The following is a 22920-nucleotide window of genomic DNA, read 5'->3' as shown; positions in this document are numbered from 1 at the left end:
GTTTCCGATGAAAGCCTGGTTTGCAATTCCGCTGTGGCAGCGGGTTATTGGTGCGCTCGTGCTTGGGATCGCGATTGGCTATCCGTGGGGTCAGGTAGGCAGCATCGGCGGACTGGAGCCGACCGACATCAAGATTATCGGTGACATCTTCATCGCCTTCATCAAGATGCTGGTCGTTCCGTTGATCTTCTTCAGCCTTGTCGCGGGCGTCGCCAGTATCGGAGACCTGCGCAAGCTAGGAAGCGTGGGATGGCGTGCGCTATTGATCTTTGTGGTCACAGGTCAGATGGCAGTGTGGCTTGGCCTTGCGATTGGCACATTTGCCCAACCCGGTGGCGGGATCAATGGCAGTTCGATGCAGCTCGACGCCGATAAACTTGCGGAAGCGCAGGAGCGGCAAGAAAGCGCCAAGTCGTTCTCAGAGATGATCCTCGAGGTCGTTCCATCGAGCCCTGTTCAGGTCATGGCAGACGTCAATGTCCTTCCACTCATTGTATTCTCGCTTCTTATCGGCATTGGCATCCTCATGGCGAAGGAAGACGGTGAGCCGGTGCTCAAGATCTTCGAAAGCGGGTCAATCGTGATGCAGAGGGTCACGATGATCGTGATGGAGTTGACCCCGTTCGGTGTCTTTGCGCTGATGGCATGGGTCGCGGGCACACTGGGGCTCGAAGCGCTGCAGGCGCTCGGCATCCTCGTGTTCCTGAACTATCTCGGTTGCTTCCTGATCATTGGCTTAATCTATGCGGGGATGATCAAGTTCATCGCGAAACTGCCAGTGATCGATTTCTTTCGCGGCATCGTTGACGCGATCGCGGTGAGTTATTCGACCGCAAGTTCGAACGCGACGCTGCCCGTTACGTTGCGCTGCACCCAGCGCAACTTGGGGGTCTCGAACTCGGTGTCGAGTTTCGTCGTGTCGCTCGGAGCGACGATCAACATGAATGGCACCGCGATGTATCTCGGACTTGCGACCCTTTTCGGAGCGCAGGCCTTTGGTGTCGATCTTACATGGGGCGATTACATCACGATTTCGATCCTCGGCACTTTGGGAGCCATCGGCGCAGCGGGCATTCCGGGCGCTGGCCTGATCATGATGGTGCTGGTCTTCGGCGCGGTCGGTGTGCCGCTTGAGACTATCGCGCTGGTAGCAGGCATCGACCGGATCATGGACATGATGAGGACCACAACGAATGTCAGCGGCGACGCGGCCGTGGCGACGACCGTGGCAAGCCTGACCGGCGAACTGGATCGGGCCGAGCTGATTTCGGCGGATGATGTTTAAGGTCCTCGGGGCTGCCTCGATAATTGGCCTGCTCAGCTGCTCTCCAGCAGCTGATCCAGATCCAGACCCTGAGGCGTCGGCTGACGCTGCACTTCTCCGCGAAACATTGCCAGGAGTGACCGACAGATGTGTTGAACTATTTTTGTCGGGGGGACCTAATGCGTTTCCAAGCGATGTCCGTGAATGCTTTCCAATGGACAAGGCACGACGATGGGAAGGCCTTTGGCTCGATGAGTTCGAAGGGTCGCGTTTCTGCGCAGCGCCAGCAGATGATTGCACGTACCACAGCGCAGGAGAGCGAGTTTGGTTGACCTTCGCAGAGGAAATCAGAGCGACAGAGCGACCTGCTTTCGACGGCAAAATCAGGCTCTATCAGATCGAGTTTATCGGTCGTCAAACCTCTGAACCCGGCCATTTCGGACACGCGGGCACGTCAGACAGAAAGATCGTTGTAGAAGAACTGCTCAAGCTTGAACTTGTGTCAAGGAACTAGCCATCACCGCCCCTTCGGCTTCTCCAGCACCTTCTTCCTGAAGCTGCACAGATCGACCACCGGACACCGCCAGCACTCGGGCGTCCTTGCCTTGCAGACATAGCGCCCGTGCAGGATCAGCCAGTGATGCGCGTGCAGGCGGAAGGGTTGGGGTACGCGTTTTTCGAGCTTCGCTTCGACCTGCTCGGGCGTCTTCCCCTTGGCGAGGCCTGTGCGGTTGCCAACCCGCAGGATGTGGGTGTCGACCGCGAAGGTCTCTTGCTTGAACCAGCAATTGAGCACCACGTTCGCAGTCTTGCGACCCACGCCGGGTAGCCGCACGAGGTCCTCGCGCGTGTCGGGAACCTCTCCGCCATATTCGTCGATCAGCAGTTGCGAGAGCGCGATCACGTTCTTCGCCTTGGAGTTGAACAGGCCGATCGTCTTGATGTGCTCGATCAGCCCATCGAGCCCCAGATCGAGCATCTGCTGCGGCGTCTCAACCCTCGCAAACAGAGCCCGCGTCGCCTTGTTGACGCCAACGTCGGTCGCTTGCGCAGACAGGGCAACTGCCACGACCAGCTGATAGGCGTTGCCGTATTCGAGCTCGGTTTCGGGTTCGGGATTGTCTTCGGCCAGACGGCGGAAGAACTCGAAAATCTGGTCTTTGGTCATACCCGTGGGGTCACTCGGTCTCGCTCGCGTCCATATTGTCAGCCTTCCATTCCATTGCCGCACGCACGCGGTTCTGGACCGTGGGGTGAGTGTAGAAAATGGCCTCTTCAAGATCGCCCGCCAGCGGATAGCGATATTCAGCGGTCTTGATGAGCGCCATCGAGAGCGCATCGGGCAGGTTCACGGTCCGCAGCGAATAGGCATCCGCCTCGCGCTCACCGATGCGGGTCATGGTGTTTATGACCGGTTGGCCGAGCGTGAAGAACAGTCCCATGATGAAAAGCAGCACCGGGATCCCGCGCACGTCAGACAGCTCCGCCGAACTGCCGAACTTGCGCGCAAACCAGTCATAGCTCTTCGCGGTGAGGAAGAAGACCAGCACCGCCATCACGCTCAGGACGAAGATCGAGCGCCAGACATGGCCGAGCACGTAATGCCCGATCTCGTGGCCGGTCACCGCCTTCACCTCGTCGAGCGAAGCCTCACCCATCGCCACATCCGAGATCGCGATGCGCGCCGAGCCGCCGATCCCTGAAACATTGGCGGTGAAGTTGTTCGACTGGCGCGAGCCGTCATACATAAAGATGCGGTCGGGCGAGATGTCGGCTTCTGCGCCAAGCGCCAACACGGCATCGCGCACTTCGCCTTCGGGGATCGGCTCGAACTCGTTGAAGAGCGGCTCAATCAGCGGCGGCAGGAAGGCGAGCGCCAGCGCGGTGAAGGCCGCGACAAGACCGCCCGACCACAGCCACCAGAGCCTTCCCGTCTTTCGGATCAGCGCATAGACCCCGATGAAAAGCAGCGAGAGCAGGATGCTCGAAATCACCATTCCGAGCGCGCCCTGCGCGAGAAAATCGCCGAGCGGTTGGCTGGTGCGATCATAGGCGCTTTCGCGGTACCAATCGGTGTAGATCGAATAGGGCAGGGACAGCAGCCCGCTGACCACTCCGAAAACAAAAGCGACGACGAAGACCCGCAGGTTCTGCCACTTCTCGCTGACCTTCGAGAACACCCAGTCGAGCACGCCGCTTTTTATGACCAGCCACGTGACCAGCGCGCTCACGACAAGCCCGGCGAGGATCAGCCAGTGATTGCTGGTTGTGTAGGCGCGGGCAAGCTCCAGCTCTTCGGCTGAAAGCGTGCTCATGAGGTCGCGCGTGGCGGCCTCGGGATCGAATGTCATGATGTGTTTCCCCTCACTCGTGCCGGTGCGGATTAAAGCCCCAGCACGTCCTCCATCGAATAGCGGCCCGGTTCCTTGCCCATCAGCCATTCGGCCCCGCGCACTGCGCCGCGCGCAAAGATCATGCGGTTTTCAGCCGAGTGGGAGAGGGTCAGGCGTTCCTCGTTACCGGCAAAGATAACGCTGTGCTCGCCTGCGACCGTGCCGCCGCGCAGAGTGGCGAAGCCGATATGCCCTTCACCGCGCTCGCCGGTATAGCCGTGGCGCCCGCTTTCCATGTTGTCGGACAGGTCGATCCCGCGTGCCTCGGCGGCGGCTTCACCCAGCAGCTTGGCCGTGCCCGATGGCGCATCGACCTTTGCGCGGTGGTGCATTTCGAGCACCTCGATATCCCAATCATCACCAAGTCGTGACGCCGCCTCACGGACCAGCGCCGATAGCAAGGTCACGCCAAGCGAGGTGTTGCCGGTCTGAAGCACGGGGATCGCCTTGGCGGCTTCATCGATCGCAGAGAAGTGCGAAGGCTCAAGCCCTGTTGTCCCGATCAGGATCGGTACGCCCGCGCTCGTCGCTGCCTTGAGGTTGGCTGCGAGTGCATCGGGAGCCGAGAAGTCGACGATAACGTCGCACTTTGCGACCAGCTTGCCAGGCTCTCCGCCAAGATCGACGCCTACGCACAGATTGTGCCCCGCCTGCTTGATCGCGTCAGCCAGCGCCTGGCCCATGCGGCCTTTGTGTCCGATCACTGCGAAGTCTGCCATCGATCCGTCCTCGTATGCGTGCGCTTTGGCCTCGCTAGGGGGAGGGGGACCGTCAGCTGCCAGGCATATGTTCCAGCAGGCGGCGCGCTCCGGCGAGGCTCAGGTGATTATCGTCGTAATAGAGCGGCCTTCCGCCCGCAAGAATGACCGTCCGCTCGCCTTTGATGAAAATGTCGCGCGTGTCGATGATCGTCACGCCGCGCGCCCGCCATTCGGGGTATCGCTGCGTGAAATAGCCGATCCTTCTGAGGAAGCGTGCGGCCGAGGTGGTGTCAGCCTCTTCACCGTGCAGGGCTAGCAGGCGGGGCACCGCGACCGGCTGAGTGGGGACAGGGCCGACGAGTACGACCTCGCGTCCGAGAGCCTGAATCGCGGTGATCGTTTTGTCGATCAGCTTGTCGACGCCTGCACTTCGATAGGGGCCTTGCTCCCAGTATCCGGCGAGATAGACGGTCTGCAACGAGGGCGTTGCCGCGATTTCTTCAAGCACGTTTTGATTGAAAGCGATGCAGCGAGGATCGCGCGCGGGATCGTAGCCGATTGCAGGCGGGCACGATCCGCGCGTTCGCTGGACCAGCGCCTCTCCGCGCGCGGAGGCTTGTTCTCCGAGGACATAGGCAATCTCGACACCGTGGCTGTCTCCCCAGAGCATGGCGGTGGGCGCGTCGCTTCCAGACCCGAGGGTGCAGGCCGGTGAATGGTCGCCGACACGGTCTGCAATGCACTCGCTGCGCAGCGGGCTGTGATCCTCACTTGCTTTTGCATAGCGCAAGGTGCCGGGCTCGAAGCGGCTCTCCCAACCGCCCTGGAACATCAAAATTAGCGCCGCTGCGGCAGCAAGACCCATCCCGCCAAGGCTCCAGCGCCAGATCCGAGGTGTGGGGAAGCGTGCCTTGCTGCGGAAGGGCTGCTCGATGAAACGCCAGCTTGCCCATGCGATTGCGAGCGATACCGCGATCAGTCCAAGCGAATCCACGAGGGTCAGCTTGTCGCTCAGAATATAGCGCCAGAATACGATCAGCGGCCAATGCCACAGATAGAGTGAATAGCTGATCAGCCCGATTGCGACGGGCTCCTTGAGGGACAGCAGCCGCCCTGCCGACGTACCCGGCGCACAATGGATCAGCGCCACCGCAGCGAGGACCGGGGCAAGGGCCGTAATGCCCGGAAAGACGGTGGCCTTGTCATAGGTGACGACCGCGAAGGCGATGAGGGCGAGCGCGCCGGCGCACAGAGCTTCGGCAACCCACTGGCGCTTGACCTGAGGGACGATGCCCAGAGCCAGCAGCGACCCTGCCAGCAATTCCCACGCCCGCGTCGGCAGCATGTAGAACGCAAACCCATCGCTGTCGGCCTGCTTCGCGACTGCCCAGACGAAGCTGGCGAGCGTTGCCAACACCAGCAAGGCGACACGCCTTTTAGGCATGAAGCGTGCGATCAGCAGCAGGCCGATGGGCACCGCGATGTAGAACTGCTCCTCGACACCCAGCGACCAGGTGTGAAGCAGCGGCGTGACCTCGGCATCGGCCTGAAAGTAACCGGTTTCGGTAAACAGCCAGACATTCGCCATGAACAACACTGCGGCAAGCGCAGAAGGGCCTACGCTTTCGAGGTCGCTCGGCAGGAATAGCCAGCTCGCGCCGATCAGCACGAAAGCGATCATCGCTAGGAGAGCGGGCAGGATCCGCCGCGCCCGGCGTTCGTAGAAGTCGAGGATCGAGAAGGTGTCGGCGTCGATCTCTCGCACTATGATCCCGGTAATCAGGAAGCCCGAGATCACGAAGAATATGTCGACCCCGATGTAGCCGCCTGAAAAGCCGGGAAGTCCTGCATGGTACAGCAGCACCGGCAACACGGCGAGCGCGCGCAGCCCGTCAATGTCCGGGCGATAGTGAGGGGGCAAAGTTGTCGCCATGCTGGCCTTGCGTGGTAAGCCGATTTGGTAAACATTCCGGCCACATGTCAGAAACTCCAAGCTCCATCGTAATCCTGACCGGCGCAGGCATTTCCGCCGAAAGTGGGATCGACACGTTCCGTTCCGAAGGAGGGTTGTGGGAGCAGCACCGCATCGAAGACGTGGCAACGCCCGAAGGATTTGCTCGCAATCCCGATCTCGTACTCGGTTTTTACGATGCGCGGCGCGAGGCGTTGGGCAGTGTCAAACCGAACCCCGCGCACCATGCGCTCGCGCGGCTGGAGGCGGAGTTTGCTGGCGACTTGCTGCTGGTTACACAGAACGTCGATGACCTGCATGAACGCGGTGGATCGGCCCGCGTCCTTCACATGCATGGCGAGTTAAAAAGCGCGCTTTGCCAGTCTTGCGAGACCCGCGCGCGCTGGGATGCGCCGATGTCAGCCAAAGACGGACAGCGCCCGGCATGCCCGGTCTGCCAGGCTCCGACCTTGCGACCCGACGTCGTGTGGTTTGGTGAGATGCCCTATCAGATGGAGCGGATCTATTCGGCGCTCGCCACCTGCGACCTGTTCGTCAGTATCGGGACCAGCGGCGCGGTCCACCCCGCGGCGGGCTTCGTGCAGGAGGCACGCGCATACGGCGCCGACACGCTCGAGCTCAATCTCGAGCCAAGCGAGGGCAGCCACTTCTTCGCCACTTCGCGCCACGGCCCTGCCGGACAATTGGTCCCGCAATGGGTCGACGAAGTGCTAGGATGATTGGGTGATGCTTCGCTTCGAGAAGCGAATCGAGACTTTGAGGGAGACAAACAATGGCAACAGCGCACCAACAGCCCCCGCAGGGCACGATGGCCATCGCGCAGAACTTCGACATTCCCGACCCCACGAAGGTCGACCGCCTCGAAGGCCAGGTCTCGGATGCCGAGTGGCAATTGCGCTACGAGCTTGCGGCGACCTATCGCCTTTGCGCTCTCTACGGATGGACCGACCTTGTCTTCACGCACATCTCTGCGCGGCTGCCTGACGAGAACGGCGAAGAGCGCTTCTTAATCAATCCCTATGGCGTGATGTTCGAAGAGATGACGGCATCCTCGCTGGTCAAGATCGACATGAACGGCGTGCCGCAGCAGGAAACGCCCTATTTCACCAATCCGGCAGGTTTCACGATCCACAGCGCGGTGCACTCTGCGCGCGAGGATGCGGGCTGCGTGATCCACGTGCACACGCCCTATGGGGTTGCCGTGTCGGTCCAGAAGGAAGGGCTGAGGCGTTACACCCAGTTCGCGATGCAGGTGCATGATGATCTCGCCTATCACGATTACGAGGGCATCGCGCTCGACCTCGACGAACGCGAGCGGCTTGTGGCCGACATCGGCGACAAGAACCTGCTGATGCTGCGCAATCACGGCACGCTGACGATTGGCCACAACTGCGCGCTCGCCTTCCTGCGGATGTATCTGCTCGAAAACAGCTGCAAGACGCAGATCCTGGCGCAGGCGGTGGGAAGCGATGCCGGGCTGGTGGAGGAAAGCGAAGCGATGGCGGCGCGCGTGTTCGAACAGGCCAAGCCCGCTTTCACGCCGGGCATGGGCGATAACCTCGTGTGGCCGGGCCTGCTGCGAAAGCTCGAGCGCCAGAATCCGGGCCACGACCACTAGGAAGGTTGACTTCAGGGGCAAACACGAAAAAGGCCGCGCTGGTGAGCGCGGCCTTTTTTCTTGCGTGTCGTCCAATTTATGCAGGCTGGCGCGACGGTGTGCCGTGGCTCGCGGAGGTCTGCTGAACTGGATCGTTTTTCGCGAGGCTCTGCTTGACCGCGATTTTGTCTTCGGGACGCACTTCCCTGTCGTCGGGAAGCTCCTTCTTCATCTTGCGGTACTGGCTGAGGGCAAACGTGCCAACTGCGCCAAGGGTGAAAAGCGATAGGACTGCGCCTGTCATGATAGTATTCCTTTCGTGTTTGTCTGACTTACAAACAAGCAAGGCCAAACGTTCCGAGAATACGCTGCGCACCGGGCCTTAACCACTTCGCGCTAAGCATGTGCCCATGTCGATAAGGACGATCATCCTGTTGGGCGTGTTCGGCGCGCCCTATGCCTATCTCGCCTGGTACTGGGCCGAGTGCTTCAGCACGCGCTGCCTGATCGATGGCGACATGATCTTTGCCACGATGATTGCTGCTGTGGCGTTGCCGGTGCTCCTTATCATCTTCGGCGGGGCGCTCGCTTTTTGCGGTGCGCGCAAGGTCAGCGAAGGGGTCAAGGGCCGCAACACCGCGAGTGTGGCGAGCGGAGGGATCGGCGCATCGATCGGATACAAGATGCTGGCTGCCGGAATTCCGGGCGTTCTCGTGATCCTCTATTTTGTCCTCGACACACCCGAGCCGGGTCGCGACCGGTTAGGCAGGATTTGCGAGAAAACACGATCGGGCGAGGTCTGTCGCCCAGATCCTGACGCCGACCGCCCATCAATGATCGAGCAGTTGAACCAGCGAAAGCAGCGCGGCTGGTAGCACGCCTAACCGCAGGCCTTGCAGGCGAGGTCCTTGGCGATGTTGAGCGTGCGAAGGCCCGGCTTCAGGCCATCGAGGATATGCAGCTTGCCCCACATCGGATTGCCGAGCCGGCTCACGCCTTCCAGCAGCACCCGAACCGACTGCATCGCCGCGAAGCTTCCGGCCCATCCTGCCATGGCGCCGAGCATGCCATCCTCTGCGCAGGTGTCGCAGTCCTCGGCGTCGAAAGCATCGCCGACGAAGCAGCGGTAGCAGGGCTGATCGGGCAAGTGCCCTGCAAAGGCACCGACCTGACCCTGAAAGCGCCCGACCGCAGCTGACAGGAGCGGCACGCCTGCCTTCACACAGGCATCCGATACCGCGAGCCGCGTCGCGAAATTGTCCGTTCCGTCGAGCACCAGATCGACCCCGTCCAGCAGGGCAGCAGCGTTGTCCGCGCTCACCCGGCTGTCGCTGAGGGTCACATCCAGGGCATCGTCGAAATTCGCCAGCCAGCGCCGCGCGCTGGTCGCCTTGCCGTGGCCGACATCGCGCTGCGTGAAAATGGTCTGGCGCTGGAGGTTGGAAACATCGACCGCATCATCGTCCACCAGCGTGAAGCGGCCAATGCCGGCGCCCGCCAGATATTGCAGCGCGGGCGAGCCGATCCCGCCAAGGCCGATCACCGCGACATGCTTTTGAGACAGGGCCACCTGACCCGCTCCGCCGATCTCGGGAAGCACGATGTGGCGCGCAAAACGGTCCAGCCTTGCAGGTGATAAGCTCATGGACAGCCTGTTGGCAGGCTGTGGAGCGCATGTGAATAGGTTGCGCACAAGTCTGTGGGCAGCCGATGGGATAAGGCTGTGGTCAAGCTGTTGGCCGAGGCTGGTCTGGCGGTGCACATGCCGTTGACCGGGAGTGCACCGCCAGTGGAATTGAGATCAGCTTTCCAGCTGCCTCAACAAGCTGCGGACATCGCCATCCATGTCGGCATCGCGCTGACGCAGATCTTCGATCAGGCGCACGGCGTGGATGACGGTAGAGTGGTCACGGCCACCGAATTTGCGGCCGATTTCCGGGTAGGAACGCGGGGTCAGCACCTTCGAGAGGTACATCGCCACCTGACGCGGGCGAACCACGGCGCGCGCACGGCGCTTCGAACTCATCTCGCTGCGGTCGATCCGGTAGAACTGGCAGACCGTGCGCTGAATCTCGTCGATCGTGATCCGGCGGCGGTTCGCTGACAGGATATCGGTCAGCTGTTCTTCCGCGAGTTGCAGCGAAACTTCCTGACCCGTCAGCTGAGCGTAAGCGATCAGCTTGTTGAGACCGCCGACCAGCTCGCGAACATTGCGCGTGATCGTGCGGGCGAGGAAGTCGATCACGTCTTCTGGAACGCTGAGCGGCGCAAAACGCGACAGCTTCGATTCAAGGATCTTCTTGCGAAGCTCGATATCGGCCGCCTGAATGTCGGCGACGAGCCCCATCGAAAGGCGCGACAGAAGCCGCGGTTCGACACCGTCCAATGCCTGCGGTGCGCGGTCGGCTGCAAAGACAAGTCGCTTGCCCTCGGCGAGCAGAGCATCGATCGTGTAAAGCAACTCTTCCTGAGCCGAAGCTTTGCCGATGATGAACTGGATGTCGTCCACCAGCAGCAGGTCGAAGCTGCGCAGGCGCGCCTTGAACTCGATCATCTGGTTGGCTTTGAGAGCCTGCACGAACTCGACCATGAACCGCTCTGCCGAGCAGTAGAAAATGCGAGCGCGCGGGTGAGCCTGCAGGAAGGCGTGGCCGATTGCGTGCAGCAGGTGCGTCTTGCCCTGACCAGTCGCGGCCTTGAGGTAGAGCGGCGAAAATTGCGGCTGTTCGGTCGCGGCCATGCGCTGTGCTGCATTGCAGGCGAGCACATTGGCTTCGCCGGTGACGAATGCCTGGAAGGTGAGCGAAGGGTCGAGACCGACGCTCGAGGTAAAGCCTGCATCGCCGATCGTGCCCGCGGCAACCGCAATCGCGCTCGCGCCGTCATTGGCCGGACGGCGGCCATCGTCGATACGCAGTTCAGGCAGCTGGCGGCGACCCGGGTGAACTTGGATGTTCACGTTGCGCACGTCGCCGCGCACGATCTTCCACGCGAGCTGAAGGCGGTCGTGAAAACGATCCTTCACCCAGTTGGCTGAGAATTCGGTTGGGAGAAACAGGTCAAGCGTGCCCGTTTCCTTGTTGATCGAACCAACCTGGATCGGCTTGATCCACTGACTGTGCAATTGGTGGCCGAGGTCCTTTCGCAGTCCCTGACTGATATCAGCCCAGTCAGCTGCGAGATTTACGGCTTCGGCATCTTCCATCAAATCATCATCCGCGCTGCGACGCGTTGTCCGCGTCTTGTCCATCTTGTGCACCATTGAAACCCCACTACTCTCCCGTACCCGGAACCGCTGTCCGAGGTGCGACTTCAAACATTTGACAGGCAATAACGTCCCTGACCGGAAAATGGTGTTTTTCCGGGATCCCCCGTCAGCTAAACTATGTGGCACCCGGTCTGTCCCGCTCCGGGTGAGAGACGAATAAAGAACTGTTGGGCGCTGAGAGCAAGCGGGGAATTGCAATAAAATCGAAATATATTTGTTGACTCGGCGCAACCCCGCAGGCGTACGTACAAGTCACTGATTTACATAGATTTTCGATTTCTGAGGCCGCGAATCGTTGAGTTTCCTGACATTCTCGGCGGCCTGCCCTGTCACATTGGTCACAAAAGAAAAGGGCCGTCCCAATCGGCACGACCCTTATCCACATTCCTTAAGTCCAAACGCGTAACCGGCGGCTCACGGAGAGGCCGAATCGCGCTTGCGAAACTGACTTAGAGAGCGGCGACTCGCTTCGTCAGGCGCGACATCTTCCGCGCGACGGTGTTCTTGTGCATCACGCCGCGTGCGACACCGCGAGCCAGTTCAGGCTGAGCAGCCTTGAGAGCTGCTGCTGCTGCATCCTTGTCGCCAGCTTCGCAGGCCGCTTCGACCTTCTTCACGTGGCTACGAATGCGGCTCATGCGCGCGCCGTTCACTTCGGCACGGCGGTTGTTGCGACGAATGCGCTTACGGGCTTGCGGCGAATTGGCCATATGTCTGTCTGTCTCGCGTTTTGTGCAGGCCGCAGCTTTGCGACCGGAAATAGTCTGGTCTGTTCGAAAAATCGGCGATTCACCGCCGGAAAGCGGCGCACATAGTCGGCAAGGGGCGAATCGTCAAGGAAACTGTGGGTTTCTCGTTGCGGTACACGGGTCGTTGCCGAAACAGGCTCAGCGCTGGCACTTCGCGCAGTACCAGGTGCTGCGCCCGCCTTGCGCGATCCGGCGAATCTTTCCACCATCTTCGCGCCTGCACAGTTCGCCCGTGCGTCCATAGACATCAAAGCGCGTTGCGAAATAGCCAAGCTCACCATCAGGTGCAGCGTAGTCCCTCAGAGATGAGCCACCATCTTTGATGGATGCCGTAAGAACGTCTCGGATCGCGGGGACAAGCCGGGCAAGCTGAGGCCGCGTTACCTTCCCACCTGCCTTGAGCGGATGAATTCCCGACCGCCAAAGCGCCTCACACACATATATATTGCCGAGCCCTGCTACGATGCGTTGATCCAGCAGGCACAGCTTGATGCTCTGGGACTTGCCCTTCAGCGCCGACTTGAGCTTTTCGGACGTAAAGTCCGGGCCGAGCGGTTCGGGGCCCATCGCTGCGAATTGCGGCCAAGTGTCGAGCGCGTCGGTCTGCTCCAAATCAACCGAGCCGAACCTTCGCGGATCACACAGAGCGAAACGGTGACCGGCGGCTTCCATCAGGAGGTGGTCGTGCCTGTCGGCTTCTTCCGGGTCGATCCGCCATCGCCCGCTCATGCCCAAGTGAAAGATCATGGTCGCACCGCGATCGAGGTGGATGAGGCCGTATTTGGCGCGGCGCGACAGGCCCGTGACCGTCGCACCGGTCATCACTTGCACGAGTTCAGGCGGGAATGGGCGGCGCAAATCGGGGCGATTCAGCGTCACTCGTTCGATCCGTTCGCCATCAAGGAAACGGGCAAGGCCGCGCACGGTGGTTTCGACTTCGGGTAATTCGGGCATTTGGACCCCACTAACACCCTTTGCGCATCCCGCAATTCCCTCTAGGGCACCTCGCATGAGCGAGAACATCAACGACCACGCGAACGATGCGGGAAGCGAAACCGTCTCCTTCGGCTATGAGAATGTAAGTCCGGAAGAAAAGACACGGCGCGTGGGCGAGGTCTTCACCAGTGTCGCGAAGAAATACGACATCATGAACGACGCGATGTCGATCGGGATGCATCGCGGCTGGAAGGACCGTTTCGTCAAGCGAGTGAAGCCGCAGCCGGGCGAATCGATTCTCGACATGGCAGGCGGCACGGGCGACATCGCCTTTCGCATGGCCGATCGCGGCGCGAACATCACCGTTGCCGACATCAATCAGGACATGCTCGACGTGGGTGCGGAGCGCGCGATGGAGCGCGCCGAAAGCGCCGAAACGGGCAGCCTCGTCTTTACCTGTCAGAATGCGGAAGAGGTCAGCTTCGCCTCGGGCAGCTTCGATGCCTACACCATCGTCTTCGGCATTAGGAACGTCACCTACAAGGTCAAGGCGCTTGCCGAGGCTTACCGCGTGCTGCGTCCCGGTGGACGGTTCTACTGCATGGAATTCTCGACCACCGAATGGTCGGGCTTCAAGGAAGTCTACGATGTCTATTCCGATTTGCTGCTCCCGCGCATGGGGCAGATGATCGCAGGCGACGCGGACTCCTATCGCTATCTCGTCGAATCGATCCGCAAGTTCCCCAAGATGGCCGAGTTCGAGAACATGATTCGCGCAGCGGGCTTCACCAACACCAAGGTCGAAAGCATCCTGGGCGGTGCGGTCGCGATCCATTCGGGCTGGAAAATCTAAGAGCGCATGACAACGCCTGCCACGCATCTTTTCCGCCTTGCGCGATGGGGCATCACGCTCGCACGCCGCCGTGCGCTTGTCGGGGTCGAGGACGATCCCAACGCGCCGTCCACGGTGCGCAGGCTTGCACGGATCGCTCGGCTTGCGACGCTGACCGGCAAACGTGGGACCCGCGACTATGCGGGAGCCTTTCGCGCCATCGGGCCTGCGGCAATCAAGCTCGGTCAGTCGCTTGCGACCCGGCCTGATCTCGTTGGCGAAGAGGCCGCGCACAATCTGCTGAGCCTGCAGGACAGCCTGCCGCCGGTGCCTTTCTCAAAAATCGAAGAGCAGATCGCCGCGACATTCGAGCAGCCGCTCGACGCGCTGTTCGCGGATATCGACCCGGTGCCGGTTGGCGCTGCCTCTATCGCGCAGGTTCACCGTGCCACCACCATCGACGGGCGCAAGGTCGCAGTCAAAGTGCTGCGTCCGGGCATCCGCGAGAAGTTTGCGCGCGACATCCAGACCTACGAATGGGCCGCTGCCCATGTCGAGGCGATGGGCGGAGAGGCCGCACGCCTCCGCCCCCGGCTGACCATCGCAAATTTCAAGCGCTGGACCAATTCCGAACTCGACCTCCGCCGCGAAGCCGCCTCGGCCTCCGAACTTGCCGAGGAGATGGCGGGCGTCGGCGGTTATCGCATCCCCGCTATCGACTGGGACAGGACCAATGGCCGGGTGCTGACCATCGAGTGGGTCGAAGGCATCAAGATTTCCAAGCGCGATGAATTGCTCGCAGCGGGACACGATCTTGAGGCGCTCGCTGAAAAGCTCGTCATCAGCTTTCTTACCCAGGCGATCAGCGCCGGATTCTTCCACGCCGACATGCACCAGGGGAACCTGTTCGTCGAAGAAGACGGCACAATCGTTGCCATCGACTTCGGCATCATGGGTCGGATCGACCGCCGCGCGCGCCAGTGGCTTGCCGAAATCCTCTATGGCCTCACGACCGGCAATTATCAGCGCGTCGCCGAAATCCACTTCGAAGCGCAATATGTGCCGAGCTATCACTCGGTCGGCGAGTTCGCGACGGCGCTTCGTGCGGTGGGCGAGCCGATGCGTGGCAAGCCGGTAAAGGAATTGAGCGTAGGCCAGATGCTCGACGGGCTGTTCGCAATCACCCGCGATTTCGACATGCAGACCCAGCCGCACCTGCTGCTGCTGCAAAAGACCATGGTGATGGTCGAAGGGATCGCGACGCAGCTCAATCCCGACATCAATATGTGGGACACCGCCGCCCCTTACGTGCGCAGCTGGATCCGCGACGAGCTCGGGCCGGAAGCGGCGGTTGCAGACCGGATCAAGGAAGACACCGAAACGCTGTTCCGCCTGCCTGGCCTGATCCGCCGGCTGGAAGAGAAGTTCCCGCCCAAGGGCGGCGCACCCGAACCTCCACCGCTTCCAGAAATCCGCCTGATGACCGACCGGAAGGAACGCTCAGGCGGAGGCCTGCTCGGCTACTTCGTTGCAGTGCTGGCGGGGGCAGGCGCTGTATACGGCGCGATGCTCGCCGGGCTGCTCTAGCCTCTGGCGGTCTTCGGCAGAATTCGCGCGCCGACGATGCCGAAAATGCCGAGCAACGCCTCGACCACCATCGGCAGGATATAACCCTCAAATGCGCCATAAGCGCCAAGCGCGACGAGCCGCGTTGCCAGGGTGACGAACATCAAAGCCGCACCAATGATCAGGGGATCGCTGCGATTGGCCCACGCGCCCCAGATGAAACACGCGCCCGACACTCCGAAAAAGGCGGTCATGTCGGCGCGTATCGACGTGAGGCCATGCGCGCCTTCAACATCGATCCCGAAATCCGCAGCCGAGCTCACTGGATCGGTGAAGAAGCCGAACCCCATGAATACCAGCAGTCCCCCGCCGAGCGTCAAAAGCATCTTGAGCGCTAAAATCATCTGTAAACCCCCTTCAACGCAGCGCCCGGACCGGCACGATTGCCGTCAATTTGCTGCTCGGCTCTAAGTGCAATTTTAACCATCCTATCGCAAGGAGTCTGCTGGACTTGGCGCGGCTTGATATGACCGCTAGACGGAAACTGACAGACCAAGAACGTGGAGGAAGACCGGGTAGTGAGCGAGGCTGGGCCAAAGATCCTGCTTGTGGTTGGCGGCGGTATCGCGGCCTACAAATCGTGCGAGCTCGTCCGGCTCATCCGCAAGGGCGGGGGCGATGTCACCTGCGTCGTGACCAAGGGCGGGCAGCAATTCGTGACCCCCATGTCGCTTGCCGCGCTCTCCGAAAACCAGGTCTACACATCACTCTTCGATCTCAAGAACGAGGTCGAGATGGGGCATATCGAACTCTCGCGTGAGGCCGACATGATCGTCGTCTGCCCCGCGACCGCCGACCTGATGGCGAAGATGGCAGCAGGCATCGCCGATGACTTGGCCACGACGCTCATCCTTGCGACCAACAAGCCGGTGATGGCGGTTCCCGCGATGAACGTGAAGATGTGGGAGCATGCCTCCACACAGCGCAACGTCGAATCGCTGAAAGAAGCGGGCGTGACCGTCATCCACCCGGATGAAGGCGCGATGGCCTGCGGCGAGTTCGGCTATGGTCGCTTGCCCGAACCGCACGCCATCTGGCGCGAAATCGCCGCGCAATTCGGGATCGAGGTCGAGGAAGAAGCGCCTGCGCCGGTCGCGGCCAACGATGCGCCTGCTGAAGAGCTCGAGGTCGAAGCGCTCGAACCCGAGGACGATACCGGATCGACGCTCGGTGGCGGGCTTGGCGGACTGCTTTCCAAGATCATCAATCGATCGACCGAGAAACGCAGCGCCGAAGAGATCGAGGCCGAACTCGATGCGCTGGGCGAGGAGGAGCTGCCCGAAGACGTCGAAATCGAGGACGAGGACATCGAGTTCAATCCCGACCTCGAGGGCTCGCCGCTGGCGACCAAGGGCAAGGGCAAGGCTGCGCCGCCCATCGATCCCGACGCCATCAACCACGAGGTCGATGAGCGCCGTCTTGCGCCTGAAGAGGTTGAGGAGCCCGAAGAAGAAAAGCCCGCTCCCAAGAAGGTCGCCGCCAAGAAGGCCGCGCCCGAGAAGGCAGCGACTATCGAGGCCGACGAGGAAGAGGTCGCGGGAAGCTTCGACGTCGATGCCTCCTACCGCCCGCTCGATGGCCGCCACGTGCTGGTGACCGCAGGGCCGACCTGGGAATCGATCGATCCTGTGCGCTACATCGCCAACCGGTCGAGCGGGAAGCAGGGCTTTGCCATCGCCGCCGCGGCCGCTGCTCTGGGTGCAGACGTGACACTGGTCGCAGGCCCGGTTGCGCTCAAGACCCCGGCGGGTGTGAAGCGGATCGATGTTGAAAGCGCCGAAGAAATGTCGACTGCAGTCAAGCGGGCGCTGCCTGCCGATGTCGCAGTCATGGTTGCAGCGGTCGCCGACTGGCGGCCCAAGGAATATCGCGACGAAAAGATCAAGAAGCGCGGCTCAGCTCCGCCAGCTCTCATGCTGACCGAGAATCCTGACATCCTCACCAATCTCGCAGGCGCATCGAACCGTCCTGAACTCGTGGTCGGCTTTGCCGCCGAAACGGACGACGTGCTCGCCAATGCCAAGCAGAAGCGCAAGCGCAAGGCGTGCGACTGGATCGTTGCGAACGATGTCTCTGGCGACGTGATGGGGGGAGACGACAACCTCGTCCACATCGTCAGCGCAGACGGCGTCGAAAAACTCGACAAGATGCCCAAGGGCGAAGTCGCAATGGCGCTGGTTGAGCGGATCGCTGCCACCCTGAAGGCCGAAGCCGCAGAATGACGAGCTCAGTTCAGGTCGAAGTAAAGCGCCTCCCACATGGCGAGGGCCTCTCGCTGCCGGCCTACGCTACCGACGGCAGCGCCGGCATGGATATCGTCAGCGCCGAGGACGTGACCATCGCGCCGGGAGCGCGTCACGCGGTCGCCACCGGGCTTTCTGTTGCGATCCCGCAAGGGTTCGAGATTCAGGTGCGTCCGCGCTCAGGTCTCGCGTTCAAGCACGGGATCACCGTTCCCAACACGCCGGGCACAATCGATTCCGATTATCGCGGCGAATTGAAGGTCCTGCTGATCAATCACGGGAGCGAGGATTTTGCGATCGCGCGCGGCGACCGGGTCGCGCAGCTGGTTCTCGCCCCGGTGGTCCAGGCCGCATGGTCCGAAGTCGACGAACTCGACGCGACCCAGCGCGGCGAGGGCGGTTTCGGCTCGACCGGCGGACACGCCAAGCTCTAGAAAACTTGACCCGTAAGGTGATGCGCGGCATTTGCGCCTCACGTCCACACAGGGATTTTATGTTCGAGATTGTGACCTGCTGAACCGGTTTCGCGCGTTGATTGCGCGCCGGAAACCGATTGCCCCGCCTCCGGCCCGATGCGCCGGAAGAGCGGCTCTCAGCATACCCAATCGGGACAATTTCATTGAACATTTCCAAACACGAGCAGCGCGTGCTGCACGTCCTCGCGCAGGGCGGATTGATCCGCTTTGAGCGCGACCATCGCGGAAAAGTGACAGGCGTTGACTGCTACAACCGCGACGGCTTTCGCCTCGCCGATTGCAGCTTGCCTGTCTTCGAGCGGCTTCGAAAACGTCGGCTCATCCGCAGCCGCAGCGGCAAACCATACCGCATCACGCGCGAAGGGCTGCTCGCGGTGCGTGCTCAGCTCGACAACCGATGAGCCTCGCGCGCTTTGCAGACATGAAAAAGGGCGGCGCTGATCCCTTGCGCCGCCCTTTCTTCCCGTCCGTGGGCATTCCCAGTTAGCCCATGGCGGTTGTTATCGTGCCGGTCTGACCGTCTTACCATCTTCCTTGATCGTAATGCGAAGAGTTTCACCATTGCTTCCAGGGAAGTCGGTGAAAATCGCGTCGACGAGGTTCGGGACCAGTGACTGCAGGCGATTCGAACGCGAAACAGCTTGTGCGGAACCTTCGAAAAGGCGCTCGCCCGTTGCGGTGTTGTCGATCTTCAGATCGATGTCCGAGGTGTAGACGGTGTAGCTGCGAACCTGCGGTCCGGCGAGGAACGGATCGTAGAAGCCGAACGCATAGGCGCGGCGGAAACCGAAGCCGCCAAAGCCGCCCCACGGTCCGAAGAACGGGTCGCCGGCAAGGCCGTTGCTGCGGATGCGTTCGCGGCCATTATCAACCCCGTAATCGAAGCGAACCAACAGGTTAGCGCTTTCCGGAGTTGCCGCGCGGTTATAGCCAAGCTCTGCCATTTCGGCAGCGACCATGTCGGCATAAAGCGCGAATTCCAGCCCGCCTGCGAGCGTGGGATCTTCGGCCACGACGGCAAAGGTCTGACCCTGCGGAGCGGGCAGTTGCGCCTGGAAGCGCGAGACGTCAGCCTTGAATGATGGAGCACATGCGGCGAGCGTTGCTGTCGCAATTCCTGCCAGAGCAAGGCGGGAGAGGCGACTGAAACGGTTCGAACGCGATGACATAGCAATACGGTTCATGACATATCCTTCAGTGTTTCGCCAGTGCGACCCAAATGCAGGACGCACCGGCAGGTGTGCCAGTGACCGTGCGCCATTCCCTACAATGCGTGTCGAGGCTGAACGCGGGCGCTTGTGCGCGGCCCTGCTGTCAGCCTTTCTACGACCCCTTAATGATGACCCTATCGATCAGGCGATCACTGTTGCGGCGCACAATAACCTGTTGTGCTGAACCGAAATTGAACGTTTTGCTTGGCCACCTGGCTTAGGCCAATGAGCGCCAATCAGCTGTGCGCTCAGCCGCGCACCAGACCCAGCGCCTTGTAGGCGGCATTGAGCGTCGGTAGCCCGTGCTCGCGTGCCTGCGCCGCGCCGCGCGCAAGAATGGCGTCTAGCGCTTCCTGATCGTCCTTGAGCTCCATGAAGCGCGCATTGATCGGGCGCAGGGTTTCCACGAGCACTTCGCCCAGCGCAGGCTTGAACGCGCCAAAACCCTGTCCGCCATGTTCGGCGAGGACGTCCGCGGTGCTCTTACCGGTCAGAGCGGCGTAGATTCCCACGAGGTTCTTTGCCTCGGCGCGGTCCTCGAGGCCCTTTTCTTCCGATGGAAGGGGCTCGGGGTCGGTTTTGGCCTTCTTGACCTTTTTCATCACCGTGTCGGGATCGTCGGTAAGGCTGATGCGGCTCATGTCCGACGGGTCCGACTTGCTCATCTTCGCGGTGCCGTCACGCAGGCTCATGATGCGAGCGGCGGCTGGCGGGATGTAAGGCTCGGGCAGCGTGAAGAGCGGTGCGTCCTCTGAGCAGAAGTCATTGTTGAACTTTTGCGCGATGTCGCGGGCAAGTTCGAGATGCTGCTTTTGATCCTCGCCCACAGGAACGTGCGTCGCCTGATAGAGCAGTACGTCTGCGGCCTGCAGGACGGGGTAGGTGAAGAGCGCAACCGACTGGCCCTCGCGGTTCTTGCCCGCCTTGTCCTTCCACTGCGTCATGCGGTTGAGCCAGCCCATCCGGGCCGTTCCGTTTAAAAGCCATTGCAGCTCTGCGTGAGCGGGAACCTGCGCCTGGTTGAACAGGATCGTCTTGGATGGATCGACCCCGCAGGCCACCAGCGTCGCCACCATTTCGCGGGTGTTCTTTGTCAGCTCGGCCGGGTCATGCGGCTGAGAAAGCGCGTGCAGGTCGGCGAGGAAGATGAAGCACTCGCCACCAGCGGCATGCGCCTCGTCCTGCAGCTTCACGTAATTGACGATCGCGCCAAGATAGTTGCCGAGATGCGGTTTACCGGTGGGCTGGATGCCAGAGACGACACGCATGGGTTTCACTTTGCTTTCTTGGTTAGAGCCGCGATGCGCTGCCGGTCGATGGCGCCGGTGGCGAAAGCGAGGCCGAAATAGACAATGGCAGCAGCCGCGACGAGCGCCGCGAGCGCGCCCAGCCGGGCGAAGAGCCCTGCCGAATACCAGTCCGTTAGCAGGTCATTCGTGTAGAACAAGGCCGCGCCCATGGCGGCGGCGGCGGCCACCTGCCGCGCGATGCGAAGAAGCAGCACGCCCGGAATGCGATAATGCCCGCGCGCAGCCAGCACGATGAGCAGGAAGGCAACGTTGATCCAAGCGCCGATCACGCTGGCGAAGGCCACCCCGACGACGCCATAGGTGTCGAGAACGAGGATGCAGGTCGTTATGAACACGCCCAGCGAAATAAAGGCTGCGACCACCGGCGTCTTGGTATCGGCGCGGGCGTAGAAGTTGGGTACCAGCACCTTCACCAGCACATAGGCGGGAAGGCCGAGCACGAGCGCTGCGAGAACTTCTCCAGTCGCGCTCGCATCGGCGAGATCGAAGCGGCCTCCCTGGAAGATCATCGTCACGAAGGCTTCCGCACAGATCGCCAGTGCGACCGCTGCCGGGATCGTCAGCAACATCGAAAGCTCAATCGCGTCCGACTGGATGCGGTCCGCGCCTTCTTTGTTTTCGCCGCCCACGAATTTCGAAAGCGTCGGCAGGATCGCGGTCGAAAGCGCAATGCCGATAATACCGAGCGGCAATTGGTTCAGGCGGTCGGCATAGTTCATGTAGCTGACCGAGCCGTCCTCAAGCTGGTTGAGGAAGTAGAGCTGGACCAGCGTGTTGATCTGATACGCGCCGCCGCCAATCGCCGCGGGAAGAGCAATGATGCCGAGGCGCTTCACTTCAGGCGTGATGCGCGGCCACAGCAGCTTGGGCCTGAAGCCCTCGACGCGCGTCCAGTAGTAGAGCCACGCAAGCTGCATCACCCCCGCGCCCGTCACCGCCCACGCGATGCCGTAGGCGATCTGCTCGACGCTCGCCCCGGTGTTGTCGGCAAACCATTCGCCCGTAAGCAGCGCCGCGATCAGGACGATGTTGAGGATGATCGGAAAGCTTGCTCCGGGCGCAAAACGCGAGACGCTGTTCAGCATACCTGTAAACAACGTCACGAGGCTGACGAGGATGATGTAAGGGAACATGATCCGCGCGAAATCGACAGCAAGCGGATAGGTCTGCGGATCGACCGGCTTCTCGCTCAGGAGCCAGATTACCCCCGGCATCGCGATCTCGAAAACCGCGACCAGAGCGATCAGCACGGGGAGGAAAACGCTCAGCACATCGGCGCTGAACGAGCGGGCTTCCTCCAGCCCTTTTTCCGAGTCGTCATGACCGTGCAGCCGCTTAGAGAACATCGGCACGAAGGCGGCCGAGAACGCACCCTCGGCGAACAGGCGGCGAAAGACATTGGGGATGATGAATGCCTGAAACCACGCATCGGTCACCGCATTGGCGCCAAGGACGCGCGAGAAGATCATCTCGCGCGCCATTCCGGCAATGCGGCTGAGCATAGTCAGGGACCCGATGGTCCCGACATTTTTGAGCAGGCTCATCCCTAAAGGCCCGCGTTCAGATCCAGCTTACGCGTCGCCCGAAGGAGCCGGCGGGGTGTCGCCACCTGCGCCCGCTTCCTGCTGGCGGCGTGCCTGAAGCTGCTGAATGTAAAGGCCGTTGAAGTCGATCGGATCGACGTTCAATGGCGGGAAGCCTGCATCGCGAACGGCGTCCGAAACAACGCGGCGTGCGAAGGGAAACAGGATGCGCGGTGCTTCGGCGAAGAGGAAAGCGTGCGCCTGCTCATCGGGAATGTTGCGCAGGCCGACGAGGCCGCAATAGGAAAGCTCGACGATGTAGGCCGGGCCCTTGTCGGTGGTGGCGGTGACGTTGATCTTCAATTCGACCTCGGTGACCTGCTCGCCCTTGGGCTGAGCGCCGATGTTGAACTGCACGTCGACCTTGGGCTGGTCGGTCCACTGGAAGACTTCGGGCGCATTCGGGTTTTCGACCGACATGTCCTTCACATACTGGGTGATGATCCCGGCTGCCGGCTGGTTGTCAGCGCCGTTTGCGCCTGCGCCCGGATTGTTGAGGTCGGTGAGAATGTCGCCTTCTTCGGCCATGGTCATAAGTCTTTCGTGTGGTGGTCTGATATTGCCCCGCGCGGCCAGCTGACCCAGCCTGTGCGATGCGTTGATCTCGTCAAGGGCGCGCGCCTAGCAGGGGCGGGTGATAGAGGCAATGGGCAGCCGCTCAGGCGAAGGTCTCTCGGCAAGCGGCTCAATATTGCGCCATCACGGCACCACTTCGCGCCGAACTGCATCCGATTTGACGTTGGCGAATTGAATTTGATG

The 22920-nt window shown here is 61.4% G+C and carries 23 protein-coding genes; 9 read left to right on the top strand and 14 right to left on the bottom strand.

Annotated elements, in window-relative coordinates; all coding sequences use genetic code 11:
* Positions 1-7: 7 nt before the first annotated feature.
* Entirely contained in the window at positions 8-1285 is a 1278-nt protein-coding gene (locus tag NAP1_RS10960) for a dicarboxylate/amino acid:cation symporter (protein WP_007165359.1), read from the top strand.
* Positions 1286-1781: 496 nt separating this feature from the next.
* Here NAP1_RS10960 and nth read toward each other — a convergent pair whose 3' ends face one another.
* Genes nth through NAP1_RS10935 form a run of 4 tightly spaced genes read right to left on the bottom strand, consistent with a single transcriptional unit; the run spans position 1782 to position 6291 of the window.
* Entirely contained in the window at positions 1782-2432 is a 651-nt protein-coding gene (gene nth / locus NAP1_RS10950; RefSeq protein ID WP_007165357.1) for an endonuclease III, read from the bottom strand.
* Between the two features lie 10 nt (positions 2433-2442).
* The gene (locus NAP1_RS10945) at positions 2443-3615 is read right to left on the bottom strand and encodes a M48 family metalloprotease (protein WP_007165356.1); all 1173 of its coding nucleotides are present in this window, start codon (positions 3613-3615) and stop codon (positions 2443-2445) included.
* A gap of 32 nt (positions 3616-3647) precedes the next feature.
* Positions 3648-4376 (bottom strand): 4-hydroxy-tetrahydrodipicolinate reductase, encoded by a 729-nt coding sequence (gene dapB / locus NAP1_RS10940; protein ID WP_007165355.1) that lies wholly within the window; start codon positions 4374-4376, stop codon positions 3648-3650.
* Positions 4377-4428: 52 nt separating this feature from the next.
* The gene (locus tag NAP1_RS10935; protein WP_007165354.1) at positions 4429-6291 is read right to left on the bottom strand and encodes an acyltransferase family protein; all 1863 of its coding nucleotides are present in this window, start codon (positions 6289-6291) and stop codon (positions 4429-4431) included.
* 44 nt (positions 6292-6335) lie between these two features.
* Here NAP1_RS10935 and NAP1_RS10930 point away from each other — a divergent pair, with 44 nt between their 5' ends.
* The gene (locus NAP1_RS10930; protein ID WP_007165353.1) at positions 6336-7049 is read left to right on the top strand and encodes an NAD-dependent deacylase; all 714 of its coding nucleotides are present in this window, start codon (positions 6336-6338) and stop codon (positions 7047-7049) included.
* Between the two features lie 53 nt (positions 7050-7102).
* On the top strand, positions 7103-7948 hold the full coding sequence (locus NAP1_RS10925) for a class II aldolase/adducin family protein (protein ID WP_007165352.1): 846 nt from the start codon (positions 7103-7105) through the stop codon (positions 7946-7948).
* 76 nt (positions 7949-8024) lie between these two features.
* Here NAP1_RS10925 and NAP1_RS10920 read toward each other — a convergent pair whose 3' ends face one another.
* On the bottom strand, positions 8025-8231 hold the full coding sequence (locus tag NAP1_RS10920; protein ID WP_007165351.1) for a hypothetical protein: 207 nt from the start codon (positions 8229-8231) through the stop codon (positions 8025-8027).
* A gap of 106 nt (positions 8232-8337) precedes the next feature.
* Between NAP1_RS10920 and NAP1_RS10915 the strand changes: the two genes are divergently transcribed.
* Positions 8338-8802 (top strand): hypothetical protein, encoded by a 465-nt coding sequence (locus tag NAP1_RS10915; RefSeq protein ID WP_007165350.1) that lies wholly within the window; start codon positions 8338-8340, stop codon positions 8800-8802.
* A 5-nt stretch (positions 8803-8807) separates the two neighbouring features.
* Here the strand turns inward: NAP1_RS10915 and NAP1_RS10910 are convergent, their stop codons facing one another.
* The 4 genes from NAP1_RS10910 to mutM form a co-directional block, all read right to left on the bottom strand.
* Complete coding sequence (locus NAP1_RS10910; RefSeq protein WP_007165349.1) at positions 8808-9572, bottom strand: HesA/MoeB/ThiF family protein; 765 nt, start codon at positions 9570-9572, stop codon at positions 8808-8810.
* 156 nt (positions 9573-9728) lie between these two features.
* On the bottom strand, positions 9729-11189 hold the full coding sequence (gene dnaA, locus NAP1_RS10905) for a chromosomal replication initiator protein DnaA (protein ID WP_007165348.1): 1461 nt from the start codon (positions 11187-11189) through the stop codon (positions 9729-9731).
* Between the two features lie 455 nt (positions 11190-11644).
* Positions 11645-11905, bottom strand: a complete 261-nt coding sequence (rpsT, locus tag NAP1_RS10900) for a 30S ribosomal protein S20 (protein WP_007165347.1) — start codon at positions 11903-11905, stop codon at positions 11645-11647.
* Between the two features lie 177 nt (positions 11906-12082).
* Entirely contained in the window at positions 12083-12898 is an 816-nt protein-coding gene (gene mutM, locus NAP1_RS10895; protein WP_007165346.1) for a bifunctional DNA-formamidopyrimidine glycosylase/DNA-(apurinic or apyrimidinic site) lyase, read from the bottom strand.
* Between the two features lie 55 nt (positions 12899-12953).
* On the opposite strand from mutM, the gene NAP1_RS10890 reads away from it, so the two are divergent.
* Together NAP1_RS10890 and ubiB are read left to right on the top strand one after the other, a co-directional pair.
* The gene (locus tag NAP1_RS10890; RefSeq protein WP_007165345.1) at positions 12954-13733 is read left to right on the top strand and encodes a class I SAM-dependent methyltransferase; all 780 of its coding nucleotides are present in this window, start codon (positions 12954-12956) and stop codon (positions 13731-13733) included.
* A gap of 6 nt (positions 13734-13739) precedes the next feature.
* A complete protein-coding gene (gene ubiB, locus NAP1_RS10885; RefSeq protein ID WP_007165344.1) occupies positions 13740-15299 on the top strand; it encodes a 2-polyprenylphenol 6-hydroxylase in 1560 nt (519 codons plus the stop codon).
* Here ubiB and NAP1_RS10880 read toward each other — a convergent pair.
* Entirely contained in the window at positions 15296-15682 is a 387-nt protein-coding gene (locus tag NAP1_RS10880) for a DUF4345 family protein (protein ID WP_007165343.1), read from the bottom strand. The two genes, ubiB and NAP1_RS10880, sit on opposite strands and share 4 nt — an antisense overlap.
* Positions 15683-15856: 174 nt before the next feature.
* On the opposite strand from NAP1_RS10880, the gene NAP1_RS10875 reads away from it, so the two are divergent.
* From NAP1_RS10875 to NAP1_RS10865, 3 genes are all read left to right on the top strand, one after another.
* Entirely contained in the window at positions 15857-17560 is a 1704-nt protein-coding gene (locus NAP1_RS10875; protein ID WP_007165342.1) for a phosphopantothenate--cysteine ligase family flavoprotein, read from the top strand.
* Positions 17557-18015 (top strand): dUTP diphosphatase, encoded by a 459-nt coding sequence (gene dut / locus NAP1_RS10870; protein WP_007165341.1) that lies wholly within the window; start codon positions 17557-17559, stop codon positions 18013-18015. Before NAP1_RS10875 ends, dut begins: the two co-directional genes overlap by 4 nt.
* A gap of 185 nt (positions 18016-18200) precedes the next feature.
* Positions 18201-18458: a YjhX family toxin gene (locus tag NAP1_RS10865; RefSeq protein WP_007165340.1), complete on the top strand. Its 258-nt coding sequence runs from the start codon at positions 18201-18203 to the stop codon at positions 18456-18458.
* A 99-nt stretch (positions 18459-18557) separates the two neighbouring features.
* On the opposite strand, the gene NAP1_RS10860 is transcribed toward NAP1_RS10865, so the two are convergent.
* From NAP1_RS10860 to secB, 4 genes are all read right to left on the bottom strand, one after another.
* Positions 18558-19241, bottom strand: coding sequence for a DUF4136 domain-containing protein (locus NAP1_RS10860; protein ID WP_007165339.1), 684 nt, complete (start codon positions 19239-19241; stop codon positions 18558-18560).
* A gap of 275 nt (positions 19242-19516) precedes the next feature.
* Entirely contained in the window at positions 19517-20536 is a 1020-nt protein-coding gene (trpS, locus tag NAP1_RS10855; RefSeq protein ID WP_007165338.1) for a tryptophan--tRNA ligase, read from the bottom strand.
* Positions 20537-20541: 5 nt separating this feature from the next.
* Complete coding sequence (murJ, locus tag NAP1_RS10850) at positions 20542-22122, bottom strand: murein biosynthesis integral membrane protein MurJ (RefSeq protein WP_007165337.1); 1581 nt, start codon at positions 22120-22122, stop codon at positions 20542-20544.
* Between the two features lie 27 nt (positions 22123-22149).
* Positions 22150-22689: a protein-export chaperone SecB gene (gene secB, locus NAP1_RS10845; RefSeq protein WP_040464952.1), complete on the bottom strand. Its 540-nt coding sequence runs from the start codon at positions 22687-22689 to the stop codon at positions 22150-22152.
* Positions 22690-22920: the final 231 nt, after the last annotated feature.

This window comes from Erythrobacter sp. NAP1, from assembly GCF_000152865.1.
Taxonomy (GTDB): Bacteria; Pseudomonadota; Alphaproteobacteria; order Sphingomonadales; family Sphingomonadaceae; genus Erythrobacter.
This window is presented reverse-complemented; position numbering and strand designations above follow the sequence as displayed.

Excerpts from the sequence above, each read along its gene's own strand:
- NAP1_RS10960 (WP_007165359.1), top strand. The coding sequence starts at position 8 with ATGAAAGCCTGGTTTGCAATTCCGCTGTGGCAGCGGGTTATTGGTGCG.
- nth (WP_007165357.1), bottom strand. The coding sequence starts at position 2,432 with ATGACCAAAGACCAGATTTTCGAGTTCTTCCGCCGTCTGGCCGAAGAC.
- NAP1_RS10945 (WP_007165356.1), bottom strand. The coding sequence starts at position 3,615 with ATGACATTCGATCCCGAGGCCGCCACGCGCGACCTCATGAGCACGCTT.
- dapB (WP_007165355.1), bottom strand. The coding sequence starts at position 4,376 with ATGGCAGACTTCGCAGTGATCGGACACAAAGGCCGCATGGGCCAGGCG.
- NAP1_RS10935 (WP_007165354.1), bottom strand. The coding sequence starts at position 6,291 with ATGGCGACAACTTTGCCCCCTCACTATCGCCCGGACATTGACGGGCTG.
- NAP1_RS10930 (WP_007165353.1), top strand. The coding sequence starts at position 6,336 with ATGTCAGAAACTCCAAGCTCCATCGTAATCCTGACCGGCGCAGGCATT.
- NAP1_RS10925 (WP_007165352.1), top strand. The coding sequence starts at position 7,103 with ATGGCAACAGCGCACCAACAGCCCCCGCAGGGCACGATGGCCATCGCG.
- NAP1_RS10920 (WP_007165351.1), bottom strand. The coding sequence starts at position 8,231 with ATGACAGGCGCAGTCCTATCGCTTTTCACCCTTGGCGCAGTTGGCACG.
- NAP1_RS10915 (WP_007165350.1), top strand. The coding sequence starts at position 8,338 with ATGTCGATAAGGACGATCATCCTGTTGGGCGTGTTCGGCGCGCCCTAT.
- NAP1_RS10910 (WP_007165349.1), bottom strand. The coding sequence starts at position 9,572 with ATGAGCTTATCACCTGCAAGGCTGGACCGTTTTGCGCGCCACATCGTG.
- dnaA (WP_007165348.1), bottom strand. The coding sequence starts at position 11,189 with ATGGTGCACAAGATGGACAAGACGCGGACAACGCGTCGCAGCGCGGAT.
- rpsT (WP_007165347.1), bottom strand. The coding sequence starts at position 11,905 with ATGGCCAATTCGCCGCAAGCCCGTAAGCGCATTCGTCGCAACAACCGC.
- mutM (WP_007165346.1), bottom strand. The coding sequence starts at position 12,898 with ATGCCCGAATTACCCGAAGTCGAAACCACCGTGCGCGGCCTTGCCCGT.
- NAP1_RS10890 (WP_007165345.1), top strand. The coding sequence starts at position 12,954 with ATGAGCGAGAACATCAACGACCACGCGAACGATGCGGGAAGCGAAACC.
- ubiB (WP_007165344.1), top strand. The coding sequence starts at position 13,740 with ATGACAACGCCTGCCACGCATCTTTTCCGCCTTGCGCGATGGGGCATC.
- NAP1_RS10880 (WP_007165343.1), bottom strand. The coding sequence starts at position 15,682 with ATGATTTTAGCGCTCAAGATGCTTTTGACGCTCGGCGGGGGACTGCTG.
- dut (WP_007165341.1), top strand. The coding sequence starts at position 17,557 with ATGACGAGCTCAGTTCAGGTCGAAGTAAAGCGCCTCCCACATGGCGAG.
- NAP1_RS10860 (WP_007165339.1), bottom strand. The coding sequence starts at position 19,241 with ATGAACCGTATTGCTATGTCATCGCGTTCGAACCGTTTCAGTCGCCTC.
- trpS (WP_007165338.1), bottom strand. The coding sequence starts at position 20,536 with ATGCGTGTCGTCTCTGGCATCCAGCCCACCGGTAAACCGCATCTCGGC.
- murJ (WP_007165337.1), bottom strand. The coding sequence starts at position 22,122 with ATGAGCCTGCTCAAAAATGTCGGGACCATCGGGTCCCTGACTATGCTC.
- secB (WP_040464952.1), bottom strand. The coding sequence starts at position 22,689 with ATGGCCGAAGAAGGCGACATTCTCACCGACCTCAACAATCCGGGCGCA.